Origin of the sequence: Collinsella sp. CLA-ER-H11 (assembly GCF_040092445.1) — a bacterium.
Classification (GTDB): domain Bacteria; phylum Actinomycetota; class Coriobacteriia; order Coriobacteriales; family Coriobacteriaceae; genus Collinsella.
In genome coordinates this window covers 158,321-170,798 of record NZ_JBBNLN010000003.1, presented here as the reverse complement: position 1 = coordinate 170,798, position 12,478 = coordinate 158,321, and the positions used below count along the sequence as shown (strand labels likewise).

12 protein-coding genes and 2 tRNA genes are annotated in these 12,478 nt (G+C 60.5%); 12 read left to right on the top strand and 2 right to left on the bottom strand.

Annotated features, from left to right (window positions below; translation table 11 throughout):
* Positions 1-70 precede the first annotated feature (70 nt).
* The 10 genes from AAAX35_RS03520 (at position 71) to AAAX35_RS03475 (ending at position 8,324) form a co-directional block, all read left to right on the top strand.
* Positions 71-1,234, top strand: coding sequence for a double-cubane-cluster-containing anaerobic reductase (locus AAAX35_RS03520; RefSeq protein ID WP_349116772.1), 1,164 nt, complete (start codon positions 71-73; stop codon positions 1,232-1,234).
* Positions 1,235-1,338: 104 nt separating this feature from the next.
* Positions 1,339-2,103 carry an acyl-CoA dehydratase activase gene (locus tag AAAX35_RS03515; RefSeq protein WP_349116771.1) on the top strand — a complete coding sequence of 255 codons (765 nt, stop codon included), beginning with the start codon at positions 1,339-1,341 and terminating at the stop codon, positions 2,101-2,103.
* A 70-nt stretch (positions 2,104-2,173) separates the two neighbouring features.
* Positions 2,174-3,223 (top strand): selenide, water dikinase SelD, encoded by a 1,050-nt coding sequence (gene selD, locus AAAX35_RS03510; RefSeq protein ID WP_349116770.1) that lies wholly within the window; start codon positions 2,174-2,176, stop codon positions 3,221-3,223.
* Positions 3,224-3,281: 58 nt separating this feature from the next.
* Entirely contained in the window at positions 3,282-3,908 is a 627-nt protein-coding gene (yedF, locus tag AAAX35_RS03505; protein ID WP_349116769.1) for a sulfurtransferase-like selenium metabolism protein YedF, read from the top strand.
* A gap of 19 nt (positions 3,909-3,927) precedes the next feature.
* The gene (locus tag AAAX35_RS03500) at positions 3,928-4,179 is read left to right on the top strand and encodes a DUF3343 domain-containing protein (protein ID WP_022095212.1); all 252 of its coding nucleotides are present in this window, start codon (positions 3,928-3,930) and stop codon (positions 4,177-4,179) included.
* Complete coding sequence (locus AAAX35_RS03495) at positions 4,176-5,315, top strand: aminotransferase class V-fold PLP-dependent enzyme (protein WP_195544615.1); 1,140 nt, start codon at positions 4,176-4,178, stop codon at positions 5,313-5,315. Before AAAX35_RS03500 ends, AAAX35_RS03495 begins: the two co-directional genes overlap by 4 nt.
* Before the next feature lie 68 nt (positions 5,316-5,383).
* Complete coding sequence (brnQ, locus tag AAAX35_RS03490) at positions 5,384-6,742, top strand: branched-chain amino acid transport system II carrier protein (RefSeq protein ID WP_195544616.1); 1,359 nt, start codon at positions 5,384-5,386, stop codon at positions 6,740-6,742.
* A 91-nt stretch (positions 6,743-6,833) separates the two neighbouring features.
* Positions 6,834-6,910: transfer RNA gene (locus AAAX35_RS03485), tRNA-Pro, on the top strand.
* A gap of 6 nt (positions 6,911-6,916) precedes the next feature.
* Positions 6,917-6,990 (top strand) — tRNA-Gly (locus AAAX35_RS03480).
* A gap of 332 nt (positions 6,991-7,322) precedes the next feature.
* A complete protein-coding gene (locus AAAX35_RS03475) occupies positions 7,323-8,324 on the top strand; it encodes a hypothetical protein (protein WP_349116768.1) in 1,002 nt (333 codons plus the stop codon).
* Positions 8,325-8,434: 110 nt separating this feature from the next.
* Here AAAX35_RS03475 and AAAX35_RS03470 read toward each other — a convergent pair whose 3' ends face one another.
* Complete coding sequence (locus tag AAAX35_RS03470) at positions 8,435-8,911, bottom strand: hypothetical protein (protein WP_349116767.1); 477 nt, start codon at positions 8,909-8,911, stop codon at positions 8,435-8,437.
* Positions 8,904-9,227 (bottom strand): type II toxin-antitoxin system RelB/DinJ family antitoxin, encoded by a 324-nt coding sequence (locus tag AAAX35_RS03465; protein ID WP_349116766.1) that lies wholly within the window; start codon positions 9,225-9,227, stop codon positions 8,904-8,906. The genes AAAX35_RS03470 and AAAX35_RS03465 overlap by 8 nt, the downstream gene beginning before the upstream one ends.
* Positions 9,228-9,711: 484 nt before the next feature.
* Between AAAX35_RS03465 and AAAX35_RS03460 the strand changes: the two genes are divergently transcribed.
* The gene (locus tag AAAX35_RS03460; RefSeq protein ID WP_349116765.1) at positions 9,712-10,173 is read left to right on the top strand and encodes a 4Fe-4S dicluster domain-containing protein; all 462 of its coding nucleotides are present in this window, start codon (positions 9,712-9,714) and stop codon (positions 10,171-10,173) included.
* Positions 10,174-10,249: 76 nt separating this feature from the next.
* Positions 10,250-12,472 (top strand): formate dehydrogenase subunit alpha, encoded by a 2,223-nt coding sequence (gene fdhF / locus AAAX35_RS03455; protein WP_349116764.1) that lies wholly within the window; start codon positions 10,250-10,252, stop codon positions 12,470-12,472.
* Positions 12,473-12,478 lie beyond the last annotated feature (6 nt).

The window sequence follows — 12,478 nt, the reverse complement described above, 5'->3', positions numbered from 1 at the left end:
TTTCACGGCAACCTCGGGCACCTGGGAAAGCCGTTTCCTTGGTTGGTTAAAAGGTTTGTTAAGGAGTTATATGTCGGAATATATTGAGCAGCCGTTGCCGTCCACGTTTGAGGAGTTCAACGAGCAGCGCAAGGCGTCGTTTATTCGCGTCAAGGATTACAAGCAGGCAGGCAATCGCCTGGTCGGCTTTTTGTGCAGCTATACGCCGCTCGAGATTATCGATGCCGCGGGGGCCGCAAGTGTCGCTCTGTGCGGTACGTCCGATGAGGTGATTCCCGAGGCCGAGAAGGTGCTGCCGGCAAATCTGTGTCCGCTCATCAAATCGACGTACGGTTTTGCCTACTCGCAAAAGTGTCCGTTTACGTACTTTAGCGACATGATTATCGGCGAGACCACCTGCGACGGCAAAAAGAAGATGTACGAACTGCTCAACGAGCTCAAGCGCACGCACATCCTGCATCTTCCGCAGGGTCGCGATCGCGCCTACGAGCGTGAAGGCTGGTACGAGGAGTGCCGCCTGCTCAAGGAGGAGCTCGAGGGCTTCTACGGCATCACGATTACCGACGATGACCTGCGCGCTGCTGTCCGTCGTCGCAATCGCCTGCGTGCCGCCCAGCTCGAGATGTTCGCCCTGCAGGCCAACCAGCCGGCGGCCATGAGCGGCGTCGACCTGATGAGCACCATGTTTGCCGGTACGTTCAGCTTTGATATCGAGGCCTATACGCAGCAGCTGGAGCAAAAGGTTGTCAAGCTGCGCGAGGCCTACGACGCGGGTGAGCGCCCGGTCGCGGCAGATGCCAAGCGCATTCTGATTACTGGCTGCCCGGTGGGCGGCGTGATCAACAAGATCGGCCGTACTATTGAGTCCAACGGCGGTGTGGTTGTGTGCATGGACGACTGCTCGGGCGAGCGCACGGCGGCCATGATGATCGACCCGGAGGCTCCCGACATCCTGCGCTCCATCGCCGACCGCTACCTGGACATCAACTGCTCGGTCATGACGCCCAACGACGGTCGTATGGAAAACACGCTGGCTATGTGCGAGAAGTATCATGTCGATGGCGTGGTAGAGAGCGTGCTACAGGCTTGCCACACCTTCAACGTTGAGAGCGCGCGCATGCAGGAGGCCGTCGAGGGTGCGGGTATTCCGTATATGAAGATCGAGACCGACTACAGCAACGGTGACATGGGCCAGATCGAGACGCGCATCGCTGCCTTTATCGAAACCCTGTAGGTGACGGTATGTGACAAAGGGACTGTCCCTTTGTTACATGTGAGGGAGGATGCCAAGGCGCCTGAACGCGCCGCTACCTTTGACGTTTAGATTGGGAGAGAGCCATGATAGGGATCGGGATCGATATCGGGTCTACGGCGGCTAAGGCTGCTGTGGTCGACGGGGAGGGTTCGGTGGCGTGGACGTGCGTGCAGCCAACCGGGTTCTCCTCGGTCGATGCGGCCGAGCGGCTGCGCGAGGCACTGGCAGCGGCCGGCTATGACGTGGCTGCCGACGACGTGCGCGTGGTCGCGACCGGCTACGGCCGTGTCGCGGTGCCCTATGCGCACAAGGTCGTGACCGAGATTACCTGCCACGGCACCGGTGCCGTGCGCCTGTTTGGCGATCACGGCACGGTGATTGACGTGGGCGGCCAGGACACCAAGGTCATCCAGCTTAAAGGCGGCCGCGTGGCCAAATTTGCCATGAACGACAAGTGCGCTGCCGGCACGGGGCGCTTTTTGGAGATCATGGCCGACCGCCTGGGCATTTCCCAGCAGCAGATGGCAGACCTCGTCCGCACCGGCGAGCCTACCAAGATTTCCAGCATGTGCACCGTGTTTGCCGAAAGCGAGGTTATCAGCCTGATCGGTCGTGGCGAGCCGCGCGAGAACATTGCGCGTGGCGTGATCGACAGCGTGGTCTCGCGCGTGGCGACCATGGCCGGGCAGGCCGCGGGCGCCCCGTACTACCTGACCGGTGGCCTGTGCGAGAACGCCTTCGTGGTGGAGCGGTTGGGCGAGCTACTGGGGTCGCCGGTGACCACCTCGCCCCAGGCTCGCTTTGCCGGAGCCATCGGCGCGGCGATTCGCGCACAGGCGCTCAATTAATGCATCCGCCGTAGGCTCGCATTCATGCGTATACTGGGAGGAAATGATTGACCGATGAGAGGAGGTATCGATGGCCGACGATCAGATTAAGCTCACGTCCATGACGGCCGCGAGCGGTTGAGCCGCTAAGTTGGCCCCCGGAGCCCTCGCCCAGGTCCTGGGCGATTTACCCAATGTGCATAACGACAACTTGCTCGTGGGGTTCGATACCTCCGACGATGCGAGCGTCTTCCGCGTAGGGGAGAACCTGGGACTCATGCAGTCCATCGACTTCTTCCCACCGATGGTCGACGACCCGTTTCTGTTTGGCCAGATCGCCGCGGCCAACTCGCTGTCGGACATCTACGCCATGGGCGGGCGGCCGAGCCATGCCATGAACTTGCTGTGCATCCCGAGCTGCCTGGGCGTTGAGGTTGCCGGTCAGATTCTGGCGGGCGGCGCCGACAAGTGCGTCGAGGCCGGCTGCTCCATCGCGGGCGGTCACACCATCAACGACGACGAGCCCAAGTACGGCCTGTCCGTGAGCGGTTTTGTCGCGCTTGACCGTATGCTCGCCAACAGCGGCGCGCGCGTGGGCGATGTTCTGCTGCTGACCAAGGCCATCGGCTCGGGCATTATCACCACGGCCATTAAGGGCGAGCTCATCGAGCAGGACGAGGCCGCAGCCATGTTTGACTCGATGCGAACCCTCAACGAGGCACCGATTCGTCTGGCCGAGGGACTTGAGCTTCACGGCTGCACCGACATTACGGGCTTTGGTCTGATCGGGCACGCGTGCGAGATGGCCGAGGGCTCGGGCGTGCAGGTTGAGCTTGCATCGGGGGCGGTGCCGCTCTTTGACCAGGTGCTCGACATGGCGCGTCTGGGCATTATCCCCGCGGGCTCCTACCGCAACCAGGACTTCTTTGGCCCGCGCGTGGCGGCCGACGAGGACCTGGAGCCGGGCATGCTGGATGCGCTGTACGATCCGCAGACCTCGGGCGGTTTGCTTATTGCGGCGCCCGCGGCGGATGTGGATGAGCTTGCGCGTCGTCTGCATGCCGAGGGGCGCGTTGCCGCCGTCGTCGGTCGCGTTTGCGAGGCGGAGCCGGGCGGTCCTGCCGTCCGCGTTGTCCGTTAACGGTTTGTTTATTCAACTATCTATCGTTCTTGATTGATTCATTCGAAAGGAATTTACTATGTCTACCAAAATTGAAGTCAATGCCATGGGCGATGCCTGCCCGCTGCCCGTCGTCAAGACGCTTAAGGCACTCAAACAGCTTGACGGCGAGGGCGCCGTGGTGACCTCGGTCGACAACGAGACCGCCGTCAAGAACATCTCCAAGATGGCGCAGGAGAAGGGCTGCACGGCCTCGGTCGAGAAGATCTCGGACGCCGAGTGGCACGTGACCGTCGCGACTTCTGGCGCCGTTGCCGTGGCCGATCCCGAGCAGGATGGCGCTGCCTTCTGTGGTGCCAGCGCCAGCAAGGGCAAACTCGTCATTTCCGTCTACACCGATTGTATGGGCCGTGGCGACGACGAGCTGGGCCACAAGCTCATGAAGGCCTTCATCTTTGCCGTGACGCAGCAGGAGGAGCTGCCCGCGACCATGCTGTTCTACAACGGCGGCGCCAAGCTCACCGTCGAGGGCTCTCCGGTGCTCGATGATCTGAAGGGCCTGGCCGAGCAGGGTGTCGAGATTCTCACCTGCGGTACCTGCCTCGACCACTATGGCATTAAAGACCAGCTTGCGGTGGGCGAGGTCACCAACATGTACGTGATCGTGGAGAAGATGGAGCAGGCCGTGCGCGTCGTGCGCCCGTAGCATATTGGTTGGAGTTGTCATGAGGGAGAAGCGCCCGGCGCTTGTCATCACGTTTCCCACCACGGCGGCCGCCATGGGCTGCGAGTCCCTATGCATCGAGCGCGGCCTTCCTGGGCGAACGATTCCCGTGCCCGGGGAGGTCGCTGCCGGCTGCGGTCTGGCGTGGAAGGCGTTGCCTGCCGATGAGGAGCTGCTGCGCGGCGAACTCGCCGCGGCGGGCGTTCCCACCGAGGGCTATACCGTGATCGATATGTGGGAGGTCGTGCGATGATCTATCTGGATAACGCGGCGACGACCATGCACAAGCCGCAGGCGGTCATCGATGCCGTGACGCAGGCGATGTGCTCGCTCGGCAATGCCGGGCGCGGTGCCACGTCGGGTGCGCTTGACGCCGCGCGTACCATCCACGGCTGCCGCGCCAAGCTTGCGCGCCTTTTTGGTTGCCCGAGGGCGGACCATGTGTGTTTTACGCCCAACTCCACCGCGGCGCTCAACACCGCTATCAATGGCGTGGTGCGCCCCGGCGACCGCGTGGTCACGACGGTGCTTGAGCACAACTCCGTGCTGCGTCCGCTCAATCGCTTGGCGACGGAGCAGGGTGTGACGGTTGAGCATGCGGGCTGCGACGCGAACGGCGCGCTCGACTACGACGAGCTCGAGCGGTTGGTCACGCCCGGTACGCGTGCCGTGGTGGTGACGCACGCTTCCAATGTGACCGGCAACGCGGTCGACGTTTCGCGTGTGGCTGCCATCGCCCATGCGGCCGGTGCGCTGGTGATCGTCGATGCCTCTCAGTCTGCCGGTACGGCGCATATCGATATGCAAACCATGGGGCTCGACATTGTGTGCTTTACCGGCCACAAGGGGTTCATGGGTCCGCAGGGGACCGGCGGCCTGGCCGTGGCGGAGGGCGTCGATGTGGCTCCGTGGGCCATGGGCGGCACGGGCGTGCACAGCTTCGATGCTCTGCAGCCGCTTGGGTGGCCCACGCGCCTTGAGGCGGGCACGCTCAACGGCCACGGCATCGCGGGACTTTCCGCAGGTCTCGACTTTATCGAGGCGCAAGGCGGAGTCGAGGCGATCGCGGCGCATGAGCGAGCACTGGCGGATCGCTTTCTCGCTGGCGTGCGCGAAATCCCGGAGATCAAGCTCTACGGCGCCTTTGACCAGCCGTCGCGCTCGGCGATCGTCTCACTCAACGTGGGTGATATCGACTCTGCTGAGATCTCGGACGCGCTCATGCAAGGGTGGGGGATTGCGACGCGCCCCGGCGCCCATTGCGCTCCGCTCATGCACCGCGCACTCGAGACCGAGCGCCAGGGTATCGTTCGCTTCTCGTTTGGGTATTTCAACACGGACGAGGAAGTCGATACCGCGATTGACGCTTTGCGCGATTTAGCCTGCTAGAGCGTATATACTTGCGGGACGGGTGTTTTTGCCCGTCCCGTTTTTGTTTCGACCCGAAAGGTGTGCATATGGCCTCATCCGCTCCGCGCGGTTTGCGCTCCGACCATGTCGTTACCGTCGGCATTGCGCTGTTCTCGATGCTCTTTGGCGCCGGCAACCTCATTATTCCGCCGCTGCTGGCACTGCAGGCAGGTTCTGCCACGCCGGTCGCCATGCTCGGCTTTCTGATTGCCGCCATCGGCCTGCCCGTCATGGGTTTTATCGCCGTGGCACTTGCCGGAACGGCGCGCGAGCTTGCCGGCCGCGTGCACCCCAAGTTTGGTGAGTTCTTTGTCGCGGCGGTGTATCTGGCCATCGGCCCGTGCCTGGCCATTCCGCGCACGAGCTCCACGGCCTTCGAGATGCTGGTGCCGCTGCTGCCCGAGGGTGTTTCACTCGGCACGGCGCGCCTGGTGTTTGCCGTTGGCTTCTTTGTCGTCGCGTTTGCGCTCACGCTGCGTCCGGGCGTCATCACGCGCGTGCTCGGTCGCATTACGGGCCCCGCGCTCATTGCGCTCATCGTGCTGGTCGTGGGTGCCGCCGTGATCTCGCCGCTGGGACCGGCTGCCGCGCCTCAGGCTCCCTACGATGCCGGTGCTGCTGTGCAGGGCTTTCTGACCGGCTACCAGACCATGGACCTGCTCGCGTCGCTCGCCTTTGGAATTATCATCGCCGAGACCATCCACGAGCTGGGCGTTACCGATGACAAGCGCGTGGCCTTCGAGATTTCGCGCTCCGGCGTGATCGCCGGCGCGCTCATGGCCATCATCTACTGCGGCCTGGCGCTTGCCGGCACGCAGCTCAGCACCGTGATGTCCGATGCCACCAATGGCGCCGCCATCCTTGCCCGCTCTGCCTCCATGCACTTTGGCCTTGTCGGCACGGTCGTGGTCTTTGCGATCTTTTTCCTCGCCTGCATGAACGTGTGCATCGGCCTCATCAGCTGCTGCTCGCGTTACTTCTGCGAGACGTATGTGGTCGAAGGGGGAGCGGAGGCCTCCGAGGAGGCTATGCGTCGTCCCTTTGCGGTTCTTGCCTTTGTGTTCGCAGCGTTTTCGTGCGTGCTCTCCAACGTGGGCCTCGACGTGATCCTTATGTTCTCGGTGCCCATGCTCAATGCCTTGTACCCCGTCGCCATTGTGCTGGTTCTTATGGGCCTGGTGCACGGTTTTTGCGACGCGCATCCGCAGGTGTGGGTTTGGGTCGGCGGCGTTGTCGCGGTGCAGAGCGTGATCACCTCGGTTCGTGACGCGTTCTTTGCGAGCGCGTGGCTGCCGTTCGACGCGCTGCCGCTGGCGGACATTGGGGCCGCGTGGGCGCCGGTCGCCGTGGTGGCGTTTGTGATAGGCCTGCTCCATCGTCGTTTTGTTGCACATTCGAGGAGCTAAGGCATCAATGCTTGCACAGGCGGGGAGTCTCCCCTATAATTTCCTTCGCTTTGGGACACGCAAGGTTTAGACCTTAGCTGCTCAACACCTTCGGGACGTGGCGCAGTTTGGTAGCGCGCCTGCTTTGGGAGCAGGATGTCGCAGGTTCAAATCCTGTCGTCCCGACCATATCTTGCGGGCGTAGTTCAATGGTAGAACCCCAGCCTTCCAAGCTGATGACGCGGGTTCGATTCCCGTCGCCCGCTCCATAAGATAGATGAATGGCTCTGATTCCTTTTGGGACCAGAGCCATTTTCATATACATGCCGGGACCCCACATCCCCTCCTAAGTTGCGGTGAAATACGGACTGTTTTTCGGCTTTTATGGCCCATGTAGTCCGTATTTCACCGCAACTATTTGTAAGGTTGGATTTTGATGCCGTTGGGAGGATCGTAGCGACCGTCTACCGAGAGTGGAAATATTTTTTGAAGCTCTGACCTGCGACGTCAAGCTTTTGGTCAGCTTTTGGCAAGGCCTGCGGACGGAAGCATGCGATAGCGTAATGGTATTCTCTCCGCCGTGATGGTTATGGGGTTGGCCATGCTCGATAAAGGCAAACATTTTCCGCAGTCCTATGCAAGGATGCTATTCTCGGCCGTTGGAATTTATCAAGATGGACAGCTGCTTATAACAATTGATCCTTGGGATGAACGCCGTGCGCGCGAGCTTATGCAGGAAGAGCTCATGCTTCGTCTTTACAACCATGTATATGCGGATCCGGTCTATTGGAATAATCTTGGGGTTGAAGATCGTATCTTTCAGCTGGCATCCGCTATTGCGGTCGTTGAACCGGATGCTGTGTTTTGCGGAGCGACAGCAGCGCTGCTCTACGGCATCGGCTCGGCGTATACGCTTCTGGATAAAGTGCAAGTACTGCTGCCACGGTCTACAAGGCGTGATAAGTATGAGTTCGTTGAATACAAGCGCTGGCGGGCGGGCGAAGTGTGGCGGCTAGGTCTGTTTACACTGACGGATCCGTGTCGAGCGGTTGTTGATATCGCTCGAACGAGCGCCTTTCGCTATGCGCTGGGCTATGTCGATGGCTTGGCCCGTGAGTACGATGTCGAACGCGAAGAGCTGCGAGCATATGCCCAGGCAAATTGCCGAGGGTTGCATGGCATCGCGCGTGCTTTTGACGTTTTTGAGTATATGGACGGCAGGTCAGACAATGGCGGCGAGTCTGAGGCGAGAGCAGCGATGATTCTCGCTGGGGTTGCCGCGCCCGAGCTTCAAGTTGAGATAACGCGACCGGGAAACGCTGGCTATTATCTAGCAGATTATGGCTGGCAGATGCCAGACGGCTCATGGACGCTGGCAGAGCTGCATGGGCTAGGCAAGTTTGAAGACGAGGCTCAAAATGATCCAGAGCGGGCGGCGGCAAAAATGTATCGAGCGGCCCTCATGCGCGACGCGAACCTTCGCTCCATGGGCCACAACGTCATTCATTTCAAACTCTCGGACACCTACGACGTAGAATCGTTCGGTGCCATGATTCGCGGCTACGGCATTCCGACAACAAAACCCTACGCCGAATCCCGATAGCGAAATCGTTCGCGGTCCACCTTCAATAAGTTGCGGTGAAATGCGGACTGTTGAGGCCTTTAAAGGCATAAAACAGTCCGTATTTCACCGCAACTTAGGTGGGGATGGGGTTAGCTGCGGGGGCGGTGGCGGAGCTTGTCGATGGTGGAGTCGGTGCTTCGGCTGCGGGCTTCGGCGGCGCGGTCGCGGGCGTCGGCGGTGGTTTGGCGCTTGCGGCGGTAATCGATCATGCCTTGGATGATGGGCTTGCCAAAGCTCACGACGTCGTCGTTATAGATGGCGGTTCGGGCTGCGAGGAGGCAGTCGGTAAAGTCCATATGGATCTTGCCAAAGAGCTTGACGGCAAGGGCGACAACGGTGGGCTCGTCGACCATGACGTCATCGAGCAGCCTTTTCATGGCCGCAGCAATCTCAACGCGGGGGACCTTATAGACGTCGCGCAGCGTGACCACGACGCGCGTGATGATTTCGGGATAGACACGAGCGGTACGCGTGGCGATGACCTTGGCGGCGCGCGGTGACAGGACTTCGTCGTCGTCAAGCAGGTAGCGTAGGATGACGGTCTCGTCGATGATGGTGCTACTCATGGATATCTACTTCCTCGGGACCCAAAATCGAATCGTCGCTTTCTGTGGCAAGGTATTCAATCCAGGCATTGCGCTCCTCGGAGCGGCGATTGGGGTCACCGTATGCTTTGAGCGATCCATAGGCGGCGGTGCCGTCCTTTGAGCGCACGGCGACCGGCTGAAAGGGGAGCTTGCGCATCAAAATGCTCTGCGCGACAAATAGACGGACGGCCTCGGCGAGCGATGTGTCCATGGCGTCGTAGAGATGTTCGGCATGCTGCTTGTCTTCCTCGCGAATGCGCACCTGCAGGATGGCTCGTTTTTGAGTCGATGACATCACTGGCCCCCTTAATGAGCGTGCAATATAGTCGGTCAAATGCGGCATGTGCCGATACTTGAGCATCTTATAACGATTACTTTATTTCGCTCAAGTAAATAACCATTAACTTGAATACAAGCGTAGTACATCTAAAATGAGAGCGCGTAAAAATCTCTGAGGCGTACGCATGTAATACACTCACCTTTATAGATTCTAGAGAATAATTCCAACCTGCCAAAACCCCTGCAATACACCCGTATTGCAGGGCCTATGCTCAAGTTTGCCCCCCTGCAACTGCGTATATTTAACCTGTATATCGTTGGAGGAATTCTATCGAAGTGCCTGTTTCGCCGCATGCACTCGATACGCCGATGCCGGACCACGGGCGGTCCGGGGCAACGTCGGCAGGGTTCTCCGGCATGGGATTCAGGAGGGAGTGAACAACATGGGCAATAAACGAGTCGTGGCTGATTCTTCACGCTGCATTGGGTGCCAAACCTGTATGGCGGCGTGCATCGAGGCACACGATATTCCCGGCAACATCGCCGCACCTCGCTTGCGCGTAACGCGCACCTACGAGATTTCCGCGCCGGTGGCATGTCACCACTGCGAGGACGCTCCGTGCGCCAAGGCCTGCCCCACGGGTGCCTTGTTCTTTGATCCAAAGAACCATCGCATCGGCGTCAACGAGGACAACTGCATCGGCTGCAAGAGCTGCGTCATGGCATGCCCCTTTGGCGCCGTGAGCGTGGCGACCACGCAGGTTCCGGTCTTGATGGGCGACGTTCGCGTGGGTTCGCAGACCAAGAGCTTCGTGCTCAAGTGCGACCTGTGCGTGGACCGTCCCGGCGGTCCGGCGTGTGCCGAGGCGTGCCCGACCAAGGGCCTCACCCTGGTAGACGATGAGCGCCTGGCGGAACTGACTGCCGAGCGTGCCCGCGCCACCATCGAAAACGAGGCGTAGGCGGGCGGCCATACAAGCCCAACGATTGTCAAATAAGTACCGATTAATCGGTAGCAGAGAAAGGAAGGAGGGTGTCATGGAGAAGCATAAAGTGATCTGCCCGTATTGCGGCGCCGGTTGCCAGTTTAACCTCTTGGTCCAAAACGGCCAGGTCGTGGGTACCGAACCGCTCAACGGCATCACCAATCAGGGCGAGCTGTGCCTTAAGGGCATGAGCGGCTACGACTTCATCAACGACACCAAGATCTTGACTCCTCGCGTACTGCACCCGATGATCCGCCGCACTAAGGGCGCGGATCTTGAGCGCGTAAGCTGGGACGAGGCACTGGATTTCACCGCATCTAAGATGCAGGCCATAATTGACGAATATGGTCCTAACGCTGTCATGACCACCGGCTCTTCGCGAGGCGGCGGCAATGAGGCGAACTACGTCATGCAGAAGTTTACGCGTGCGTGCATCGGCACCCACAGCGTGGACAACTGCGCCCGTACTTGACACGGCCCTACTGTCCTCGGTCTGATGGACACGGTTGGTTCAGGTTGCATGTCATGCTCCATCCCCGGTATGGAGGATGCGGGCTGCATTTTCCTCTTCGGCTATAACCCTGCCGATTCGCACCCCATCGTCGCAAGGCGTATCGTGCGAGCCAAAGAAAAGGGTTGCAAGATCATCGTCGCCGATCCGCGCCATATCGAAACCGCGCGTATCGCCGATCTCTACCTTCCGATCAAGAATGGTTGCAACGTCGCGTTCCTCAACGCCTTTGCCAACTGCTTGGTCAACGATGGCCTCTACGACAAGGAATTCGTCGCCGAGCACACGAACGGCTTTGACGAGTGGTGGGAGACCATCAAGAACTACACTCCCGAATCTGTACAGGACATCACGGGTGTCGAGCCCGCGTTGATCCACCAAGCTGCCGAGATGTACGCCACGGCGAAGCCCTCTGCCATCATTGGCTGGGGCATGGGCGTATGCCAGCAGAAGCAGAACCTGAAGACGGTGCACACCATCGCCTCCATCGCCTGCGTTGCCGGCCAGATCGGCAAACCCAATTCCGGTCTCGCGCCCGTGCGTGGCCAGAATAACGTCCAGGGCTCCTGTGATATGGGCATGCTGCCCAACCTGTACCCTGGCTACCAGAAGGTCACCGACCCGGCAGTGCGTGCCAAGTTTGCCAAGGCTTGGGGCGTGCCCGAGGAAAAGCTCCCGCTCGAGGAGGGCTACAAGCTCACCGACCTGGGCCACCTGGTCGACGAGGGCAAGGTGCACTGCTTCTACAACTACGGCGAGGACCCGGTGCAGACCGAGCCCGATTCGGCCGGAATGCGCAAGACGCTCTCCGAGCTGGATCTGTTCATTTGCCAGGACATCTTTATGACGCAGACGACCATGCTCGCCGACGTCATCCTACCTGCCACCTCTTGGGGCGAGCACGAGGGTGTCTTTACCGCATCCGACCGTAGCTTCCAGCACTTTGACGCGGCCGTTCCGCCCAAGGGCGAGTGCCGTCACGACTGGGAGATCTTCGCGGATCTGTCTACGCGCATGGGTTACCCCATGCACTACGACAACACCGAGCAGATCTGGAACGAGTGCATTAGCCTGTGCCCCAACTTTGTGGGCGCGACCTACGAGAAGATGGCTCCCGAGGGCGGCTACGCCCAGTGGCCCGTCAAGAGCACCGATGTGAACGACCACGGTACGCCCGACATGTTCGCTGGTGGCAAGTTCACCACCAAGGACGGCCGCGCCAACCTGATGGCACACGATTGGGAGGCGCCCTCCGAGCTTCCCGACGATGAGTACCCGCTCATCCTGTGCACCGTCCGCGAGGTCGGCCACTACAGCTGTCGCTCGATGACCGGCAACTGCAAGACGCTGGCGCTGCTTGCCGACGAGCCCGGCTTTGTTCGCATGAATCCCGCGGACGCCCAGGCGCGCGGTATCAAGAACGGCGACATCGTCTCGATCCACAGCCGCCGCGGCCAGGTATACAGCCGCGCCGACATAAGCGATCGCATCAACAAGGGCACGGTCTACATGACCTACCAGTGGTGGATCGGCAAGTGCAACGAGCTGACCATGCACAAGGTCGACCCGGTCTCGCATACGCCCGAGGACAAGTTCTCCGCCTGCCAGGTCGACGCTATCGCCGACCAGGTCTGGGCAGAGGGCGAGGTGGAGCGTCAGTACACCGAGCTCAAGCAGGCTCTGGTGGACGCCGCCGCTCCCCAGGACGTTGAGCCCGGCGCCGCCAAGTTCGACGACGAGACGCACGTGAATCAAATCGTGTAGTCCCGT

Excerpts from the sequence above, each read along its gene's own strand:
- brnQ (WP_195544616.1), top strand. The coding sequence starts at position 5,384 with ATGGCCTCATCCGCTCCGCGCGGTTTGCGCTCCGACCATGTCGTTACC.
- yedF (WP_349116769.1), top strand. The coding sequence starts at position 3,282 with ATGTCTACCAAAATTGAAGTCAATGCCATGGGCGATGCCTGCCCGCTG.
- AAAX35_RS03515 (WP_349116771.1), top strand. The coding sequence starts at position 1,339 with ATGATAGGGATCGGGATCGATATCGGGTCTACGGCGGCTAAGGCTGCT.
- AAAX35_RS03495 (WP_195544615.1), top strand. The coding sequence starts at position 4,176 with ATGATCTATCTGGATAACGCGGCGACGACCATGCACAAGCCGCAGGCG.
- AAAX35_RS03475 (WP_349116768.1), top strand. The coding sequence starts at position 7,323 with ATGCTCGATAAAGGCAAACATTTTCCGCAGTCCTATGCAAGGATGCTA.
- AAAX35_RS03520 (WP_349116772.1), top strand. The coding sequence starts at position 71 with ATGTCGGAATATATTGAGCAGCCGTTGCCGTCCACGTTTGAGGAGTTC.
- AAAX35_RS03500 (WP_022095212.1), top strand. The coding sequence starts at position 3,928 with ATGAGGGAGAAGCGCCCGGCGCTTGTCATCACGTTTCCCACCACGGCG.
- AAAX35_RS03465 (WP_349116766.1), bottom strand. The coding sequence starts at position 9,227 with ATGTCATCGACTCAAAAACGAGCCATCCTGCAGGTGCGCATTCGCGAG.
- AAAX35_RS03460 (WP_349116765.1), top strand. The coding sequence starts at position 9,712 with ATGGCGGCGTGCATCGAGGCACACGATATTCCCGGCAACATCGCCGCA.
- AAAX35_RS03470 (WP_349116767.1), bottom strand. The coding sequence starts at position 8,911 with ATGAGTAGCACCATCATCGACGAGACCGTCATCCTACGCTACCTGCTT.